General features: G+C 64.0%; 20 protein-coding genes and 1 tRNA gene. 15 read left to right on the top strand and 6 right to left on the bottom strand.

Annotated features, from left to right (window positions below; all coding sequences use genetic code 11):
* The first annotated feature begins 9 nt into the window (after positions 1-9).
* The 11 genes from ACSQ76_RS07320 to hisH all read left to right on the top strand — a co-directional run bounded on the left by ACSQ76_RS07320 (position 10) and on the right by hisH (position 10,742).
* On the top strand, positions 10-1,152 hold the full coding sequence (locus tag ACSQ76_RS07320) for an alpha-hydroxy acid oxidase (RefSeq protein WP_437158174.1): 1,143 nt from the start codon (positions 10-12) through the stop codon (positions 1,150-1,152).
* Between the two features lie 266 nt (positions 1,153-1,418).
* Entirely contained in the window at positions 1,419-4,862 is a 3,444-nt protein-coding gene (gene pyc, locus ACSQ76_RS07315) for a pyruvate carboxylase (protein ID WP_437156040.1), read from the top strand.
* A gap of 108 nt (positions 4,863-4,970) precedes the next feature.
* Positions 4,971-5,789 carry a phosphodiesterase gene (locus tag ACSQ76_RS07310; RefSeq protein WP_437156039.1) on the top strand — a complete coding sequence of 273 codons (819 nt, stop codon included), beginning with the start codon at positions 4,971-4,973 and terminating at the stop codon, positions 5,787-5,789.
* A 128-nt stretch (positions 5,790-5,917) separates the two neighbouring features.
* Positions 5,918-6,211 (top strand): ribbon-helix-helix domain-containing protein, encoded by a 294-nt coding sequence (locus tag ACSQ76_RS07305; RefSeq protein WP_306129206.1) that lies wholly within the window; start codon positions 5,918-5,920, stop codon positions 6,209-6,211.
* 88 nt (positions 6,212-6,299) lie between these two features.
* Complete coding sequence (locus tag ACSQ76_RS07300) at positions 6,300-6,695, top strand: VOC family protein (protein ID WP_103762445.1); 396 nt, start codon at positions 6,300-6,302, stop codon at positions 6,693-6,695.
* A gap of 91 nt (positions 6,696-6,786) precedes the next feature.
* Positions 6,787-7,317, top strand: coding sequence for a Twin-arginine translocation pathway signal (locus ACSQ76_RS07295; RefSeq protein ID WP_437156038.1), 531 nt, complete (start codon positions 6,787-6,789; stop codon positions 7,315-7,317).
* Positions 7,318-7,332: 15 nt separating this feature from the next.
* Positions 7,333-8,901: a GMC family oxidoreductase gene (locus ACSQ76_RS07290; protein WP_437156037.1), complete on the top strand. Its 1,569-nt coding sequence runs from the start codon at positions 7,333-7,335 to the stop codon at positions 8,899-8,901.
* Between the two features lie 167 nt (positions 8,902-9,068).
* Complete coding sequence (locus ACSQ76_RS07285; protein ID WP_306129202.1) at positions 9,069-9,203, top strand: hypothetical protein; 135 nt, start codon at positions 9,069-9,071, stop codon at positions 9,201-9,203.
* Between the two features lie 88 nt (positions 9,204-9,291).
* Positions 9,292-9,366, top strand: a tRNA-Gly gene (locus ACSQ76_RS07280).
* Between the two features lie 145 nt (positions 9,367-9,511).
* Positions 9,512-10,099 carry an imidazoleglycerol-phosphate dehydratase HisB gene (gene hisB / locus ACSQ76_RS07275; protein ID WP_437156036.1) on the top strand — a complete coding sequence of 196 codons (588 nt, stop codon included), beginning with the start codon at positions 9,512-9,514 and terminating at the stop codon, positions 10,097-10,099.
* 4 nt (positions 10,100-10,103) lie between these two features.
* Entirely contained in the window at positions 10,104-10,742 is a 639-nt protein-coding gene (gene hisH / locus ACSQ76_RS07270) for an imidazole glycerol phosphate synthase subunit HisH (RefSeq protein ID WP_437156035.1), read from the top strand.
* A 3-nt stretch (positions 10,743-10,745) separates the two neighbouring features.
* Here hisH and ACSQ76_RS07265 read toward each other — a convergent pair whose 3' ends face one another.
* Both ACSQ76_RS07265 and ACSQ76_RS07260 read right to left on the bottom strand, forming a co-directional pair.
* On the bottom strand, positions 10,746-11,129 hold the full coding sequence (locus tag ACSQ76_RS07265) for a DUF2147 domain-containing protein (RefSeq protein ID WP_437156034.1): 384 nt from the start codon (positions 11,127-11,129) through the stop codon (positions 10,746-10,748).
* 99 nt (positions 11,130-11,228) lie between these two features.
* Positions 11,229-11,621 (bottom strand): DUF2147 domain-containing protein, encoded by a 393-nt coding sequence (locus ACSQ76_RS07260; RefSeq protein ID WP_306129198.1) that lies wholly within the window; start codon positions 11,619-11,621, stop codon positions 11,229-11,231.
* Positions 11,622-11,758: 137 nt separating this feature from the next.
* Here ACSQ76_RS07260 and hisA point away from each other — a divergent pair, with 137 nt between their 5' ends.
* Positions 11,759-12,481, top strand: coding sequence for a 1-(5-phosphoribosyl)-5-[(5-phosphoribosylamino)methylideneamino]imidazole-4-carboxamide isomerase (gene hisA / locus ACSQ76_RS07255; protein ID WP_437156033.1), 723 nt, complete (start codon positions 11,759-11,761; stop codon positions 12,479-12,481).
* 34 nt (positions 12,482-12,515) lie between these two features.
* Here the strand turns inward: hisA and ACSQ76_RS07250 are convergent, their stop codons facing one another.
* Both ACSQ76_RS07250 and ACSQ76_RS07245 read right to left on the bottom strand, forming a co-directional pair.
* The gene (locus tag ACSQ76_RS07250; RefSeq protein ID WP_437156032.1) at positions 12,516-12,956 is read right to left on the bottom strand and encodes a DUF302 domain-containing protein; all 441 of its coding nucleotides are present in this window, start codon (positions 12,954-12,956) and stop codon (positions 12,516-12,518) included.
* 163 nt (positions 12,957-13,119) lie between these two features.
* A complete protein-coding gene (locus ACSQ76_RS07245) occupies positions 13,120-13,812 on the bottom strand; it encodes a hypothetical protein (protein ID WP_437156031.1) in 693 nt (230 codons plus the stop codon).
* Positions 13,813-13,983: 171 nt separating this feature from the next.
* On the opposite strand from ACSQ76_RS07245, the gene hisF reads away from it, so the two are divergent.
* Genes hisF through ACSQ76_RS07230 form a run of 3 tightly spaced genes read left to right on the top strand, consistent with a single transcriptional unit; the run spans position 13,984 to position 15,343 of the window.
* Positions 13,984-14,748, top strand: a complete 765-nt coding sequence (gene hisF / locus ACSQ76_RS07240; protein WP_437156030.1) for an imidazole glycerol phosphate synthase subunit HisF — start codon at positions 13,984-13,986, stop codon at positions 14,746-14,748.
* The gene (locus ACSQ76_RS07235) at positions 14,745-15,056 is read left to right on the top strand and encodes a phosphoribosyl-ATP diphosphatase (RefSeq protein WP_437156029.1); all 312 of its coding nucleotides are present in this window, start codon (positions 14,745-14,747) and stop codon (positions 15,054-15,056) included. Before hisF ends, ACSQ76_RS07235 begins: the two co-directional genes overlap by 4 nt.
* A complete protein-coding gene (locus tag ACSQ76_RS07230; protein ID WP_437156028.1) occupies positions 15,053-15,343 on the top strand; it encodes a Dabb family protein in 291 nt (96 codons plus the stop codon). The genes ACSQ76_RS07235 and ACSQ76_RS07230 overlap by 4 nt, the downstream gene beginning before the upstream one ends.
* 22 nt (positions 15,344-15,365) lie before the next feature.
* On the opposite strand, the gene ACSQ76_RS07225 is transcribed toward ACSQ76_RS07230, so the two are convergent.
* The gene (locus tag ACSQ76_RS07225; protein ID WP_437156027.1) at positions 15,366-15,839 is read right to left on the bottom strand and encodes a CoA-binding protein; all 474 of its coding nucleotides are present in this window, start codon (positions 15,837-15,839) and stop codon (positions 15,366-15,368) included.
* Between the two features lie 193 nt (positions 15,840-16,032).
* Positions 16,033-16,383 (bottom strand): hypothetical protein, encoded by a 351-nt coding sequence (locus ACSQ76_RS07220; protein ID WP_306129190.1) that lies wholly within the window; start codon positions 16,381-16,383, stop codon positions 16,033-16,035.
* Positions 16,384-16,389 lie beyond the last annotated feature (6 nt).

The raw sequence follows: 16,389 nt of genomic DNA, 5'->3' as shown, positions 1-16,389 counted from the left end.
CGCTTTGCCATGTCGCTCGATGCCCGTTTCCCTGCCATCTCCGATCTGCGCACCCGCGCCCGTCGCCGGCTACCGCATTTCGTCTGGGAATATCTCGACAGCGGCACCGGATCCGAAGCCACGACGCGGCGCAACAAGGCGTGCTTCGACGATGTGCGGCTCATGCCCTCGATCCTGCATGGCGAGATCACGCCAGACCTGAAAACTTCCCTTATGGGGCAGGACTTTAACCTGCCCGTGGGGATCGCACCCCTGGGCATGTCCGGGATGATCTGGCCCGGCGCGGAACAGCACCTGGCGCGCGCCGCAGCCCGCGCCGGCCTCCCCTACACGCTCTCGACCGTCGCCACGCAAAAGCCCGAGGACCTGATCGACGTCATCGGCGAACATGCGTGGTTCCAGCTTTACCCTCCAAGGGATCCCGACATCCGGACCGATATGCTTGAACGTATCAGGAACGCCGGATTTTCCACGCTCGTCCTGACCGTCGACGTCCCCATCGCCTCACGCCGCGAAAGGCAGATCCGTTCCGGCCTGACCACCCCGCCCCGTATCACGCCGCGCATCCTTGCGCAGATCGCCATCCGCCCCGCCTGGGCCATGGGCATGGCCGGGCGCGGCATGCCCCGGATGCGCTTCATCGACGATTATGCCCCGGATACCAAAGGCTTGCCCTCGAACAAGCATGCGGGCTACCTGCTGCGCACCTCGCCCGACTGGTCCTACCTGACATGGCTGCGCGAGCATTGGGATGGCCCTTTGATCGTCAAGGGCGTGCAGGATCACCGCAACGTCCCGCGCCTGCAATCCGAAGGTGTCGATGCGATCTGGATATCCAATCACGCCGGCCGCCAGTTCGACGCCGCCCCCGCCACGATCGAGGCTCTGCCCCGCATCCGCGCCGCCACAGATCTGCCCATCATTCTCGACGGTGGTGTCGAAAGCGGACTCGACATCCTGCGCGCGTTGGCTTTGGGTGCGGATTTCGTGATGATGGGACGGGCCTGGCACTATGCGCTGGCCGCGCTTGGCCCGCGGGGCCCCGACCATCTCGTGCATATCCTCAAATCCGATCTCGAGGCGAACATGGGACAGCTCGGTCTGGCCCGGCCCCAGGATGCCGCCAATCGCCTGCCGCCAGACGGGGCGTGACTGGTTTCGCTCTCCGGATTAATCCGCTGTTAACAGGCATGGTGGATTGTCCCGCATAAAAACGCGAAAATGCGTTTTTCTCCCGCTCGCTCTCCGAACGGGTAGTTTTTCTACCCGCCCGGCCAAGAAATTCGCCCAGCGGTGGTTCTACCCACTTTGTCGGATTGCGCAATCTTGTTGCAAAACTTACAAACCTGCGAAACGCTGCGTTGCAGCACGATAGGCTCTGCGCGACCGCAGCGAACGACACGACGGGAGGACAGGCTATGGCCGAATTCAAGAAAATTCTCATCGCCAACCGGGGCGAGATTGCCATCCGCATCATGCGCGCCGCCAACGAGCTGGGCAAACGCACCGTCGCCGTATACGCCGAAGAGGACAAGCTGGGCCTGCACCGTTTCAAGGCGGACGAGGCGTATCGGATCGGCGAGGGACTGGGCCCCGTGCAGGCCTATCTCAGCATCGACGAGATCATCCGCGTCGCCAGGAAATCCGGCGCCGACGCGATCCATCCGGGCTATGGCCTTCTGTCCGAGAACCCCGCCCTCGTGGACGCCTGCGAGGCCAACGGCATCACCTTCATCGGCCCCAAGGCCGAGACCATGCGCGCCCTTGGCGACAAGGCCAGCGCCCGCCGCGTCGCGATCGAGGCCGGCGTGCCCGTCATCCCCGCCACCGAAGTTCTGGGCGAGGACATGGACCAGATCCGCAAGGAAGCCGCCGAGATCGGCTACCCGATGATGCTCAAGGCCTCCTGGGGCGGCGGCGGCCGCGGGATGCGCCCCATCGAATCCGAAAAGGAACTGGCCGAGAAAGTCCGCGAGGGTCGGCGCGAGGCCGAGGCGGCCTTTGGCAACGGCGAGGGCTACCTTGAAAAGATGATCACCCGCGCCCGCCATGTCGAGGTCCAGATCCTCGGCGACAAGCACGGCAACATGTATCACCTTTTCGAGCGCGACTGCTCGGTCCAGCGCCGCAACCAGAAGGTCGTCGAACGCGCCCCCGCACCCTACCTGACCGACGCGCAGCGCGACGAGATCTGCCAGCTGGGCTACAAGATCTGCAAGCACGTCAATTACGAATGCGCGGGCACCGTCGAGTTCCTGATGGATATGGACACCGACCAGTTCTATTTCATCGAGGTCAATCCCCGCGTCCAGGTCGAGCACACCGTGACCGAGGAGGTCACCGGCATCGACATCGTCCAGGCCCAGATCAAGATCGCCGAGGGCAAGACGCTCGAGGAAGCCACCCGCAAGAAATCGCAACGCGAGATCACCCTCAACGGTCACGCGATCCAGACCCGGATCACGACCGAGGATCCGCAGAACAACTTCATCCCCGACTACGGCCGCATTACCGCCTTCCGCGAGGCCACCGGCATGGGCATCCGCCTCGACGGCGGCACGGCCTATTCGGGCGGCGTGATCACGCGGTATTACGACAGCCTGCTGGTCAAGATCACCGCGCATGCGCAGACGCCGGAAGGCGCCATCGCCCGCATGGACCGCGCCCTGCGCGAGTTCCGTATCCGCGGGGTTTCCACCAACATCGCCTTTGTCGAGAACCTGCTGAAGCACCTCACGTTCCTCAGCAACGAATACACCACCAAGTTCATCGACACGACGCCCGAACTCTTCGATTTCGCCGCCCGCCGCGACCGCGGCACCAAGGTGCTGACCTACATTGCCGACATCACCGTCAACGGCCACCCCGAGGTGCAGGGCCGCGTGAAACCGCGCGAGGATCTTGCCCTGCCCCGCGCGCCCAAGCCGAAGAACGAAACGATCACAGATGGCGCCAAGCAGATCCTCGACCGCGACGGCCCGCAGGCGGTGGCCGACTGGATGGCGGCCCAGACCAAGGTCCTGATGACCGACACCACCATGCGCGACAGCCACCAGTCGCTCTTGGCCACGCGCATGCGCTCGATCGACATGATCCAGATCGCCGAGAACTATGCCCATGATCTTCCACAGCTTTTCTCGGTCGAATGTTGGGGCGGCGCCACCTTCGACGTGGCCTACCGCTTCCTCGATGAATGCCCATGGCAACGCTTGCGCGACCTGCGCGAACGCATGCCCAACCTGCTGACGCAGATGCTGCTGCGCGGCTCCAACGGCGTGGGCTATACCAACTATCCCGACAACGTCGTGCAGGCCTTCGTGAAACAGGCGGCTGAGAGCGGCGTGGATATCTTCCGCGTCTTCGATCCGCTGAACTGGACCGAAAACATGCGCGTCTCGATGGATGCCGTGCGCGACGCCGACAAGGTTCTGGAAGCGGCCATCTGCTATACCGGCGACATCCTCGACCCGAACCGCGCCAAGTACGACCTGAAATACTATCTCAACATGGCCCGCGAGCTGAAAGAGGCCGGCACGCATATCCTCTGCATCAAGGACATGGGCGGCCTCCTGAAACCGGCCTCCGCGACGGTGCTCTTCAAGGCCCTCAAGGAAGAGATCGGCCTGCCGATCCACTTCCACACCCACGACACCGCCGGCGTCGCCTCGGCCACCATCCTTGCCGCTGCGGATGCGGGCGTCGATGCCGTCGACTGCGCGATGGATGCGCTTTCGGGCAACACGTCACAGGCCACCATGGGCTCGGTCGTCGAGGCTCTGCGCCACACCGACCGCGACACCGGCCTCGATATCGACGCGATCCGCAAGATCTCGATCTACTGGGAAAACGTCCGCGAGCATTACGCCGCCTTCGAAAGCGCGATGCAGTCGCCCACCTCCGAGGTTTACCTGCACGAGATGCCCGGCGGCCAGTTCACCAACCTGCGCGCCCAGGCCCGCTCGCTGGGGCTCGAGGCCAAGTGGCCCGAGATTGCCCGCACCTATGCCGACGTGAACCAGATGTTCGGCGACGTGATCAAGGTGACCCCTATCGCCAAGACCGTTGGCGACCTGGCCCTGATGATGGTCAGCCAGGGCCTGACCTGCCAGGACGTGCTCGACCCCAAGACCGAGGTCAGCTTTCCCGAAAGTGTCGTCACCTTGATGAAGGGCTACGTGGGCCAGGCCCCCGGCGGCTTCCCCGACGATATCTTGCGCAAGGTCCTGAAGGACGAGAAACCCATCACCGTCCGCCCCGGCACCCTGCTCGAGCCGGAGGATCTCGAGGCGCGGCGCAAGGAACTTCAGGACAAGTTCGAGGACGAGGAGATCGACAACGAGGACCTGATGGGCGCGATGATGTATCCCAAGGTCTTCGATGCCTACATGGAGCGCCACCAAGTCTACGGTCCCGTCCGCACCCTGCCAACCAAGACGTTCTTCTACGGCATGGAGCCGGCGGAAGAGATCTCGGCCGAGATCGATCCCGGCAAGACGCTGGAAATTCGGCTCGTGGCCGTGGGCGAAACCCACGAGGACGGCGAGGCGCGCGTGTTCTTCGAGTTGAATGGCCAGCCCCGCACCATTCGGGTCCCCGACCGCCGCGTCAAGGAAACCGTGCAGGCGCGTCCCAAGGCCGAAGCCGGCAACGCCGACCATATCGGTGCGCCCATGCCGGGCGCCGTAGCCACCGTGGCGGTCAGCGCGGGCCAGCAGGTCAAGACCGGCGACCTGCTCCTGACCATCGAGGCGATGAAGATGGAAACCGGCCTGCACGCCGAACGCGACGCCACCGTGAAGGCCGTCCACGTCCAGCCCGGCGCACAGATCGACGCCAAGGACCTGCTGGTAGAGTTGGAATGACAGGGTGCGGGCGCGCAACCCAGTGCGCCCTGCCCGGTCTCGTTCAACTGACCCTTTCAAAACCCCGCGAATCCGACAAAGCTGTACCGGTCCAAACCCGGGGGTGGTATGCACAAAATCATCGTCTTCACCGACATCCATTTCGTCCCCGAGGGCGAGACGATCATCGGCCTCGACCCGGCCGAGCGGTTCACCCAAGGGCTTGCCCACGCGCAGGAAAATCACCCCGACGCCGCCCGCATCGTGATCACCGGCGACCTGACGCATCACGGCACGGCGCCCGAATACGAACGACTTCACGCCGCACTGGCCGCGGCGCAGATCCCTGTCTCGCTGATGCTGGGCAACCATGACCGCCGCGGCCCCTTTCGCGCGGTCTTTCCCGACACGCCGCAAACGCCCGACGGTTTCGTGCAGGACGTGATCGACCTCGATGACACCCGCCTTATCCTGCTCGACACCCTCAACGAAGACGCCGACGACACCCATAGCGGGCTTCTGTGCGACGCGCGGCTCGACTGGATGGAGGCCGCCATCGCCGGGGCCGGACGCCGCAGGGTCATCCTTTTCATGCACCACCCGCCCATCCTGACCGGGTTTGGCGGGATGGACTGGATCGGGCTGAAATCACGCCGCCAGCTGGCCGCGCGGCTGGAAGGTCACGACACCGTTCACCAGATCGTCGCCGGCCATATCCACCGCACCATCCAGGGCGGTTTCGCCACCCGCGCCGGCAACCGCATCCCCACCGCGATCTTCAAAAGCCCCTGCCACCAGATGCCCATGGCACTCGGCTTCCAGGATCCCAGCCTGTCGATCGACGAACCCGGCGCCTATGGCCTTCTGCTGCTCACACCCGAGGGTATCGTCGTGCATACCGAGGATTTCACCCTGCCGCCCGCAGCGGGGGTCTGTTACGACCACTAGCCCGCCGGTCACCTTGTCCCGGTAAGCCTTTCGTTACGTGCAGGACCAAAGTGCCCCTTCCCGTGACCCGAGTAATCGGCAATCATGGGACTCTTGAATTGGCATGATGACATAAGGGAGGACGTGACATGTGCCGCATGTTTGCCGGGCAGGACCCGGAACGATATGAGCTCGAGACCCGACGGATGCGCCTGAACGGCCAAAGCACCAGCATCCGCCTGGAAAAATCCTTCTGGCGCATTCTCGACGATATCGCCGCGATCGAGGATATTTCCACCCCGGCCTTCGTGTCGAAACTGCATGGGGAGGTGCTGGAACTGCATGGCGAGCCCAAGAATTTCACCTCGCTTTTGCGCTGCACCTGCCTTGTCTGGCAGGACAATCAGGCGACCCAGCCTGAATCCCGCATCGCCGCGGAATAAGCATAGGCGCCTGTAGTAACGGTTTACTACCCCTACTCGCCGGCTGCTTGGTACGCTTCTTCGACCATTCACAAAGTCGGAGAAGCCCATGGCAAAAGCCATTCACAGCATGATCCGCGTCCTCGACGAGGCGCGGTCGGTTGAGTTCTACAAGACAGCCTTCGGGCTGGAGATCGCGGACCGCCTGGATTTCGAAAAATTCACGCTGGTCTATCTCAGCAATTCCGAATCCGAATTCGAGCTTGAGCTGACGGTCAACAAGGGGCGGGAGGAGCCCTACGACCTTGGCGATGGCTATGGCCATTTCGCCGTGTCCGTTGACGATCTGGAAGCCGAGCACGCCCGCTTTACCCAAGCCGGGCTGGAACCGCGCAAGATCGTGGAATTCGCACCCGACGGCGAACTTGTCGGCAAGTTTTTCTTCGTCGCAGACCCCGACGGCTACGAGATCGAGGTGCTGCAACGCGCCGGGCGCTTCAAGTAGCACCCGCGACAACCGGCTTCGGGCATGGCGTGTCCCGGGGCCGGGTCAAACATCAATCACCAAAACTCACGCCGCATCTAGGGAGGACAAGATGTTGAGTACCCAGACAAGACAACTCCGCCGGCTGACCCGGCGCGACCTGCTGAAAGGCACGACCGCCTTCGGCGCCTTCGTGCTCGGCTCCGGCTACGTGGCGGGCGCGGGCGGCGCCTGGGCCACCGAAATGGACGCGCTGAAGCCCGAAACATTTGCGACGCTCGTCCAGATGGCGCGCGATATCTACCCGCATGACCGCATTGCCGACGAATTCTACGTGGCCGCCGTCAAGGGCTACGACAAGCCCGAGGAGGTCGACGCCGTCACCGCCGGAATCGACGCGGTGAATGACGCGGCACGCAATATGCACGGCCTAGAATACGCCGATATCGGCTGGGAACGCGACCGCGTCGACGTGCTGCGCTCGATGGAGGACGACCCGTTCTTCCAACGCATCCGGGGCGGTCTGGTGACCGGGCTTTATAACCAGAAAGCGGTCTGGCCGGTCTTCGGCTACGAGGGCGAAAGCTTCTCCAAGGGCGGTTACATCAACCGCGGCTTCGATGACATCGCCTGGATCGGCTGAGGGAGGATTCAATCAATGACTGCACCATTTGAACTTACCGACGACAGCGTCGTCGTCGTCATCGGCACCGGCGCGGGCGGCGGCGTCCTGGCCAACGAACTCGCGCAGAAAGGCGTCAGTGTCGTGGCTCTCGAAGCAGGCGGCCGTTATCTGCCAGAGGACTATGTCAACGACGAGTGGGAAAGCTTCGGACAGCTGGCCTGGCTCGACCCGCGCACGACCTCCGGCGACTGGCGCGTGGCCAAGGATTTCTCGGGGCTGCCCGCGTGGATCGTCAAGGCCGTGGGCGGCACCACCACCCACTGGGCCGGCGCCTCGCTGCGCTTTCAGGATCACGAATGGAAGGCGCTCACGAACTACGGCGAGGTCGAGGGCGCATCGCTGCTCGACTGGCCCATCGACCCGCGCGAGATGGACGCCTATTACGACAAGGCCGAGAAGAAGCTGAACGTCACGCGCACCAACGGCAACCCCGGCCTGCCCGGCAACAACAACTACAAGGTGTTCGAGGCCGGCGCGAAAAAGCTGGGCTATACCGAGGTCCACACCGGCCGCATGGCGATCAATAGCGAAGACGGCGACAGGTCGACGTGCCAGCAGACCGGCTTCTGCTTCCAGGGGTGCAAATGGGGCGCCAAGTGGTCCGCAGCCTATACCGACATCCCCCAGGGCGAGGCAACCGGCAACCTCGAAGTGCGTGAAAAGGCCCACGTTGCACGCATCCTGCACAACGAGGCAGGCAAGGTCACCGGAGTCGAGTATTTCGACGAAAACGGCGATCTGCAGATGCAGAAGGCGCGCGTCGTCTGCGTCGCAGGCAACTCGTTCGAGTCGCCGCGAATGCTGCTGAACTCGGCCTCCAACATGTTTCCGAACGGTCTTGCCAACAGCTCCGATCAGGTGGGCCGCAATTACATGCGCCACATGACGGGCTCGGTCTATGCCGTCTTCGACAAACCGGTGAAGATGTGGCGCGGCACGACGATGGCGGGCATCATCCAGGACGAGGCCAAGCATGATCCAAGCCGCGGCTTCGTCGGCGGGTACGAGTTGGAAACCCTGGCGCTCGGCCTGCCCTTCATGGCGGCTTTCCTCGATCCCGGCGCATGGGGGCGCGAGTTCACAACGGCGCTCGACGAGTACGAGAACATGGCCGGCATGTGGATCGTGGGCGAGGACATGCCCCAGTCGACCAACCGCGTCACGCTGAACGACGAGGTCAAGGACCAGTTCGGCCTGCCCGTGGCGAACGTGCATTTCGACGATCACCCAAACGACATCGCAATGCGCAACCACGCCTATGAACGCGGTGCCGCGGTATATGACGCGGTGGGCGCCACGCGCACTTTCCCGACGCCCCCTTACCCCAGCACCCACAACCTCGGCACCAACCGGATGTCGGAGAACCCCGAGGACGGCGTCTGCAACAAGTGGGGCCAGACACACGACATCGCGAACCTGTTCATCTCCGACGGCTCGCAATTTACCACGGGGGCGGCGGAAAACCCGACCCTGACCATCGTCGCCCTGGCCATCCGTCAGGCCGATCACATTGCCGGCGAGTTGTCAGCCGGCAATATCTGACCCGCATCTCCCCGGGTCGGGGTTCCCGGGCGGGCCTTGCGCTCGCCCGGGGCAATTTTCCGCCCAAAGGCGTGCTTCAGGCGGTTTTTCTTGCCGCACCGTTCCGAACACACTACTTTCGGTTGCACCTTGCTGCCTTTGGCGCCCTCTCTTGAAGGAGATGTGACGTGACCGGACTGCACGATCAGGATCAGGATATTCCCACGCCGCCCACCAAGCTGCGACGCGCCCTGTTCCTCGCCTTTCTTTTGCTGGCCTCGACACTGGTCTATGTCGAGTTGATCCTGCGCTACAGCGCTTGATCGGCGGGCACGGAAAAAAATCTTGGAAAGCTGCGATTTTCTCTTGCAGGGCCGCGCCAGACTTTATATCTCCGCCTCACCCAAGGACGCGGGCGTAGCTCAGGGGTAGAGCATTACCTTGCCAAGGTAAGGGTCGTGAGTTCGAATCTCATCGCCCGCTCCAATTTCTCTCCAAGTTGATCGACTGGACCGGTAGAACACCGGTCCAAGTGCCGATTGGCACCACGTTCCCCCCACCCTCTTTCGCCCCCTTGGCGCGCTGGCCAACCCCGCCTATAACGGCGCGGCAAACACTCAGGAACGCACCCATGCGCAGCGCCAGCATCACCCGCAAGACCGCGGAAACCGACATTTCCGTCAAGGTCGACCTCGACGGCACCGGCACCTATGACAACAAGACCGGCGTGGGCTTCTTCGACCACATGCTGGACCAGTTGGCCCGCCACGCGCTGATCGACATGGAAATCCGCTGCAAAGGCGACCTGCATATTGACGACCATCACACGGTCGAGGATGTGGGAATCGCACTCGGCCAGGCGCTGGCACAGGCCGTGGGCGACAAGAAGGGCATCCGCCGCTACGGGTCCTGCCTGCTGCCTATGGACGACGCGCTGGTGCGCGCCGCGCTGGATATCTCGGGCCGGCCCTACCTCGTGTGGAACGTCGCCATGCCCACCGCCCAGATCAAGACGTTCGATACCGAGCTGGTCCGCGAGTTCTTTCAGGCGTTCAGCACCCATGGCGGGCTGACCCTGCACGTGGACGCGCTGCACGGCATCAACAGCCACCACATCGCCGAGGCCGCGTTCAAGTCCGTCGCACGCGCCCTGCGCGACGCGCTGGAAATCGACCCGCGCAAGGCCGATGCCATCCCCTCGACCAAGGGCACCCTCTGATCTCATGACAACCGTTATCGTCGATTACGAGTCCGGCAACCTGCACTCGGCCGAAAAGGCGTTTCAGCGCATGGCGGCCGAGGTGGGCGCGGACGCGGTCGTGGTCACTTCCGACCCCGACACGGTACGCCGTGCCAGCCGCATCGTCCTTCCCGGCGATGGCGCCTTCCCGGCCTGCCGGAACGCACTTTACGACCATCGCGGTCTGTTCGAGGCGATCGAGGAGGCCGTGCTGACCGGCGGCCGCCCGTTCATGGGCATTTGTATCGGGATGCAGATGCTGGCGACGCGCGGACTGGAATATTCCGAAACCGACGGGTTCGACTGGATCGCGGGCACGGTCGCGCCGATTGCACCTGCAGATCCGTCGATGAAGGTGCCGCACATGGGCTGGAACGACGTGGTGATCGACACGGCCCACCCCGTTCTCGATGGGATCAGCACCGGCGACCACGCTTACTTTGTCCATTCCTACCACTTTGAGGTATCGGACCTTGCGCAGCGTATCGCTCATGTCGAGTATGGCGGAAAGGTCACCGCGGTCGTGGGCCGCGACAATCTCGTCGGCACCCAGTTCCACCCCGAGAAAAGCCAGGCGACCGGCCTGCGCATCATCCGGAATTTCCTGACCTGGACGCCCTGAGACCTATCGGATGCGGATCCACTTCTGCGACATGCAGACCGGCCCCATGCAGCCTCGCACGGTCATCCGATCGCCCTGAAGGGTCATGCCTGCCGGGTATTCCCGCTGATGTGCCGGGATCCAGGCGCGGCCTTCATACTTGCCGTTGCCGGTGGGCGTAGCGTTGCGGATCACCGTGTGACCCAGGCTCGCGGCCTTGATCTCCTGCCCTTGCGAGTTGAAGGTGCGGGTGATCTCGCCGCACACCGCATCGCCGCAATCGTAAACCTTCACATACGCGGTAATGCCCTTCTTGTCGGGCTCGGTTTGCCAGGTTCCCATTGCCGGGTCGGCCATCGCCGCCCCGGTCATTGCCAGAAAAAGTGCACAGGATGTCGTCAAACGCATTGGCCGGGCCTCCTTCTTGCCTGAAATCAATATTCTACAGGTAAGACGTCCAGCCCGGCCAAATCGTTCAATCACGGTTTCGTATGCGCAGGAAAGGGCCTATTTCACCTTCGTCCACGTCCCGCCATCCCGGCAGATGCCCAGAACGCAGCCCGACACCTTCAGCGCATTCCCATTCATCTGAAGCCTGGAATTGTAGGTCTTGCCTCGGTCCGGGCTGTAGACCTTGCCGGTATAGCTGCCGTTACCCTTGGGCACGGTCGCCGAAATGATGTTGCGGCCCACATTCTCACTCTGGATTTCGTTGCCATTCGCGTCATAGGCCTTGACCAGCGTACCGCAAAGCTGCGCGCCACAGGGCTGGACGTGGACCAGCCCGGAATGGCCGTTGTCGTCCTTGGCGGTGCGCCAATAACCTTCCAGCGGATCGGCGGCAAACGCGGCGCCGGCACTCATCAAGGTGGCCACGAAGGCCAGTGTCATCGTTCTCATGCGTATCTCCTCCCGCAAATGATGCCGCATAGCATGCGGCCACCGCCCGGCCCCGATCAAGCCTGACGCCACGTCGCGTTGCAAACGCCGTCCCGTCATGGCACATCGCGACAAAGCCCTTGCCCGGATGACCACCCATGATCCTCTACCCCGCCATCGACCTAAAGGACGGCCAGGCCGTACGCCTCTTCAAGGGCGAAATGGAGAAAGCCACCGTGTTCAACGACGACCCCGCCGCACAGGCGATGGAGTTCGTGAATGCCGGCTGCGAATGGCTCCACCTCGTCGACCTCAACGGCGCCTTCGCGGGCGAGCCGGTCAACGCCGCCCCGGTCGAGGCAATACTGGAACGCACACAGGTCCCCGCCCAGCTTGGCGGCGGCATCCGCGACATGGCGACGACAGAACGCTGGCTCAGCAAGGGTCTCGCCCGGGTCATCCTCGGCACCGTGGCCGTCGAAAACCCCTCGCTCGTGCGCGAAGCCGCACAGGCCTTTCCCGGCCAGGTGGCGGTCGGCATCGACGCCCGCAACGGCCGCGTGGCGACCAAGGGCTGGGCCGAAGAAACCGATGTGATGGTCACCGACCTCGCCCGCAGCTTCGAGGACGCGGGCGTCGCCGCGATAATCTACACCGACATAAACCGCGACGGCGCCATGCAGGGCCCGAATATCGAGGCCACGGCGGCGCTCGCTAATGCCGTCTCGATCCCGGTCATCGCCTCGGGCGGGGTGTCCTCCCTAGACGACCTCGTCGCGCTTAAAAACTGCGGCGCGCCCCTCAACGGCGCCATCTCCGGCCGCGCGCTCTATGATGGGGCGCTCGACCTGAAAGAAGCGCTGCGCGCTCTCTCCGCCTGACGCGAGCCCCGCACGCAAGGGCGGGGCATTCGAGTCAGCCGCCCGCCGCCTTGCCCGTCAACTTGCCGAGCGCACCAGTCATCTTCTGGATATACTCCGCGTCGTCGTCGATCCCATCGAGTTCATCGAACGTCTCCTCGGGATCCTCGTAAGCCAGCCAGACCTGCCCATCCGCATCCTCGTACACGAGGACCTTCATCGGCAGGTACAGGCCGGCCAGCGGATCGTCCTGCATCGCGGGCGTGCCCAGCTTCGGATTGCCGAAGATCAGAACCTGTGACGGTGCCAGTTCCATGCCCACGCCCTCGGCACCGCCGGCATGATCCACACGGGCAAAGACCGTGGCGCCCGCCTCTTCCAGCGCGTCCATCGTGCTCGCAACATCGCTGCTGGCCTCCACCTTCGTCAGGTCGTCATCGGCCAGGGCGGGGCCGGCAAGAAAGCTCAACGCGGCAAGTGTCAAAAATCGTTTCATCTCGAATATCTCCTGCAAGGGGTCCGTGACCCCATAACGTAAGCCGACCGCGTCGCGTGGGAACAGACATTCGCGTGATGGGCCCGATCCTGCCGGAAGCCCACGTTCACGCACGCAAGCACCCGGCAAACCGCCGGGTGCAGGCTCTCTCGGACAGGCAGACTTACCGCCAGGTCGTGTAGCCCAGCTTCAGCGTCTTGGGCGATCCGCCCGACACCGCGTTCACGCGAAACTGGCTGATCCGTCCTTCATTGGTCTTGGCGCAGATGTAGGACCCCACCGGAATATCCCGCAACGACACCCGGTTCGCGCTGAACCGCGCACCCCGGCAGCCATCGAAACCCCGGTTGCGCCGGTCCCCCACGCCCAGCTTCGCGCCGTTGCGCGGCGCCAGGTACAGCAGCTCTGCCGTCTCGGCCTGGAACCAGATGTCCACGCCACTGCCGCGGCCCACCGCCCCCCGGTCAAGGTCCGCGGTCCAGGTCTGCGGAATATCCAGCGGCCCGGTCGAAAAGGTCCGCGCCCCCGCGCCCGAGGCCGAGCCACTGGTGCACTCGAATTGCCGCCCGCTCACCCGGCAGGTCGCGCCGTCCGGCGCATAACGCTGGACCGATCCTGCCGGGCCATAGATGCACTGCAACGCGGCACGCCCGCCGATATTGGCGACGCGCGCCTCGGTCAGCGAGTTGACGATCGGCGTGTTCCACCAGCCCCCGGGCAAGGCCGTGGTCACTTCGCGCCGGATCTGGCTGTGCGGGCAGGTAATGGTCTCGGCCTTTGCCGGCGCGGCCGGCGCGGCGACGGCGGCTGTCATGGCCAGCGACAGCACGGCAAGGGTGGATTTGAAAGACATCATGGCTTGGTCCTTTCGGAAGGATTGGATTGAGGCGCAGAACCGCGCCGACACCTGTCCGTCGCCCATCCCCCCGGAAGCGTTCAAAAATCACCGCCAGACCGTGCGCGCGTTCCAAGCCCCATTGGCACCGCCCGCCGCCCACGCTAGAAGGCAGGCGCGAAAGGATGGCCCATGCTCAAGATCCGCATCATTCCCTGCCTCGACGTGGCCGATGGCCGCGTGGTCAAGGGCGTGAACTTCGTCAACCTGCGCGACGCGGGCGATCCTGTGGATGCCGCCCGCGCCTATGACGCCGCCGGTGCCGACGAGCTGTGTTTTCTCGACATCCACGCCACCCACGAAAATCGCGGCGTGATGCTCGACGTGGTCACCCGAACCGCCGAGCAGTGCTACATCCCACTTACCGTGGGTGGCGGCGTCCGCACCGTGGCGGATGTGCGCGCGCTGCTGCTGGCAGGGGCCGACAAGGTCTCGTTCAATTCCGCCGCCGTCGCCGACCCCGACGTGGTACGCCTTGCCGCCGACCAGTTCGGCAGCCAGTGCATCGTCGTGGCCATCGACGCCAAGACGGTCAGCCCCGGCAAGTGGGAAATCTTCACCCATGGCGGCCGCAAGCCCACCGGCATCGACGCCGTCGAGTTTGCCAAGCTGGTCGAGGACAAGGGCGCCGGGGAAATCCTGCTGACCTCGATGGACCGCGACGGCACCCGCTCGGGCTTCAACCTGCCCCTCACCCGCGCCATCGCGGACGCGGTCTCGATCCCCGTTATCGCGTCGGGCGGCGTCGGCACGCTCGATCACCTTGTCGAAGGCGTGACCGAGGGCGGTGCCTCCGCCGTACTGGCCGCCTCCATCTTTCACTTCGGCGATCACACCATTGCCGAGGCCAAGGCCCACATGGGCGCGGCCGGCATTCCCATGAGGATCGGCGCATGACCCTCGAAGAACTGGAACAGATCGTCGCCGCCCGCGCCAGCGCCTCGCCCGAGGACAGCTGGACCGCCAAGCTCTTGTCCAAGGGCCCCGAGAAGGTGGCCGAGAAGTTCGGCGAAGAGGCCATCGAGGCATTGATCGAGGCCGTCAAGGGCGATCCGCAAGGGCTCACCTCAGAGGCCGCAGATGTGATCTTTCACCTTGTCGTCATGCTGCACAGCCGCGGCGTGTCCGTCGCCGATGTCATGGCCGAACTCGCCGCGCGCCAGTCGCGCTCCGGTCTTGCAGAAAAGGCTTCCCGTTCCGAATGATACGCCACATCGTCTTTTTCACGGCCCGCGATCCCAAGCATCTGCCAGAGATCCGCGCCGGTCTCGAAACGCTCGGAACCATCCCCCACTCCACCCATTTCGAGGTCGGAGAGAACCTGCATACCGACACCCTGACCGGGACCGAGGTCGATTTCGTGGTGTATGTCGAGTTCGAGACCGAGGCGGACCTTGCCGCCTACAAGGCGCATCCGACCTACGAAGAAGCCATCCGCCGTGTCCGCCCCTTGCGCGAAATGCGCGTCGCGGCCGACGTGGTCGCGCGCTGACGGGCCGGGGTAGCCCCGGCGCTCACAGCTTCGACGAGATCACGCCGGTATTGAACCCGCCCATGCGCAGCTCGCCGAACAGGCGCTGGTACTCAATCTTGGGACAGCGGTTCATCACCACGTCCACACCGCGCGCCCGCGCCTTTTCCGCGGCCTCTTCGTGTCGTACGCCAATCTGCATCCAGATCGTCTTTAGGTCGGGAAACCGCTCCAGCGCCTCGTCCACGATCGGCGGCACATGCTCGGACCGGCGAAAGATGTCCACCATGTCCACATCCCCCTCGATCTCCGCCAGCGACCCCAGAACGGTCGCCCCGAACGCCGTCTTGCCCGCATGGACGGGATTCACTGGCACCACCTCGAACCCTTTCAGCTTCAGGTACCGCGCGACATAGAAACTCGGGCGCACCTCGTTCATGGATACGCCCACTACGGCGATCCGCTTGGTCCGCTTCAGGATGTCCCGCAGGTCGGAATCTTTGTAATATTCGTTCATTGCCTCACTCTAGACCGGCGCGCCGGAAGAAAAAGCGCCCGGGAAAACCCGGGCGCCAGTCGCGGAACGAGGGACAGTGAAGGGAAGCACCGCAGTTCCAGTTCGGCGCTTCCAAGCTTTCAGATAGGTACTGATCCTCGGATATAAAGAGCTGGTAACCTAGGTGTGAATGTTCGGTAAAAATCCGCCGTTCTCAGTCGATGATATCTTCCAGCACGTCCCAGACCTCGTCCAGAACCCGGCCAAGGATCGGTTTGCGCTTGCGCTTCGAGCGCCGCTTGGGGCGGTCCGGCCCTGGGCCGCCATGCCATTCCGGCCGAGGCGCCACGGGGCGCCCCTGCCGCCGTCTGTCCTCTTTCTTGCCGGGGTGCACTCCGCGCCGCTGGCCCTTGCGCTCGTCGGCATCGTCGCGCGACACCGGCATCATCTTCATGTCGTGCAGCGGCGCACCGCAGGCCCCGCAGGTCAGTTCATGCCGGCCTTCGTCCAGCACCAGCACAGCCCGCGTTCCGCAGTAACAGCATGTCGCGATCTTCCGGCCCATTCCGCC

Source organism: Roseovarius sp. B08, assembly GCF_051417955.1.
Lineage (GTDB): Bacteria > Pseudomonadota > Alphaproteobacteria > Rhodobacterales > Rhodobacteraceae > Roseovarius.
This window is presented reverse-complemented; position numbering and strand designations above follow the sequence as displayed.

Coding starts and splice junctions, on each gene's coding strand:
- ACSQ76_RS07320 (WP_437158174.1), top strand. CDS start 10: ATGTCGCTCGATGCCCGTTTCCCTGCCATCTCCGATCTGCGCACCCGC.
- pyc (WP_437156040.1), top strand. CDS start 1,419: ATGGCCGAATTCAAGAAAATTCTCATCGCCAACCGGGGCGAGATTGCC.
- ACSQ76_RS07310 (WP_437156039.1), top strand. CDS start 4,971: ATGCACAAAATCATCGTCTTCACCGACATCCATTTCGTCCCCGAGGGC.
- ACSQ76_RS07305 (WP_306129206.1), top strand. CDS start 5,918: ATGTGCCGCATGTTTGCCGGGCAGGACCCGGAACGATATGAGCTCGAG.
- ACSQ76_RS07300 (WP_103762445.1), top strand. CDS start 6,300: ATGGCAAAAGCCATTCACAGCATGATCCGCGTCCTCGACGAGGCGCGG.
- ACSQ76_RS07295 (WP_437156038.1), top strand. CDS start 6,787: ATGTTGAGTACCCAGACAAGACAACTCCGCCGGCTGACCCGGCGCGAC.
- ACSQ76_RS07290 (WP_437156037.1), top strand. CDS start 7,333: ATGACTGCACCATTTGAACTTACCGACGACAGCGTCGTCGTCGTCATC.
- hisB (WP_437156036.1), top strand. CDS start 9,512: ATGCGCAGCGCCAGCATCACCCGCAAGACCGCGGAAACCGACATTTCC.
- hisH (WP_437156035.1), top strand. CDS start 10,104: ATGACAACCGTTATCGTCGATTACGAGTCCGGCAACCTGCACTCGGCC.
- ACSQ76_RS07265 (WP_437156034.1), bottom strand. CDS start 11,129: ATGCGTTTGACGACATCCTGTGCACTTTTTCTGGCAATGACCGGGGCG.
- ACSQ76_RS07260 (WP_306129198.1), bottom strand. CDS start 11,621: ATGAGAACGATGACACTGGCCTTCGTGGCCACCTTGATGAGTGCCGGC.
- hisA (WP_437156033.1), top strand. CDS start 11,759: ATGATCCTCTACCCCGCCATCGACCTAAAGGACGGCCAGGCCGTACGC.
- ACSQ76_RS07250 (WP_437156032.1), bottom strand. CDS start 12,956: ATGAAACGATTTTTGACACTTGCCGCGTTGAGCTTTCTTGCCGGCCCC.
- ACSQ76_RS07245 (WP_437156031.1), bottom strand. CDS start 13,812: ATGATGTCTTTCAAATCCACCCTTGCCGTGCTGTCGCTGGCCATGACA.
- hisF (WP_437156030.1), top strand. CDS start 13,984: ATGCTCAAGATCCGCATCATTCCCTGCCTCGACGTGGCCGATGGCCGC.
- ACSQ76_RS07235 (WP_437156029.1), top strand. CDS start 14,745: ATGACCCTCGAAGAACTGGAACAGATCGTCGCCGCCCGCGCCAGCGCC.
- ACSQ76_RS07230 (WP_437156028.1), top strand. CDS start 15,053: ATGATACGCCACATCGTCTTTTTCACGGCCCGCGATCCCAAGCATCTG.
- ACSQ76_RS07225 (WP_437156027.1), bottom strand. CDS start 15,839: ATGAACGAATATTACAAAGATTCCGACCTGCGGGACATCCTGAAGCGG.
- ACSQ76_RS07220 (WP_306129190.1), bottom strand. CDS start 16,383: ATGGGCCGGAAGATCGCGACATGCTGTTACTGCGGAACGCGGGCTGTG.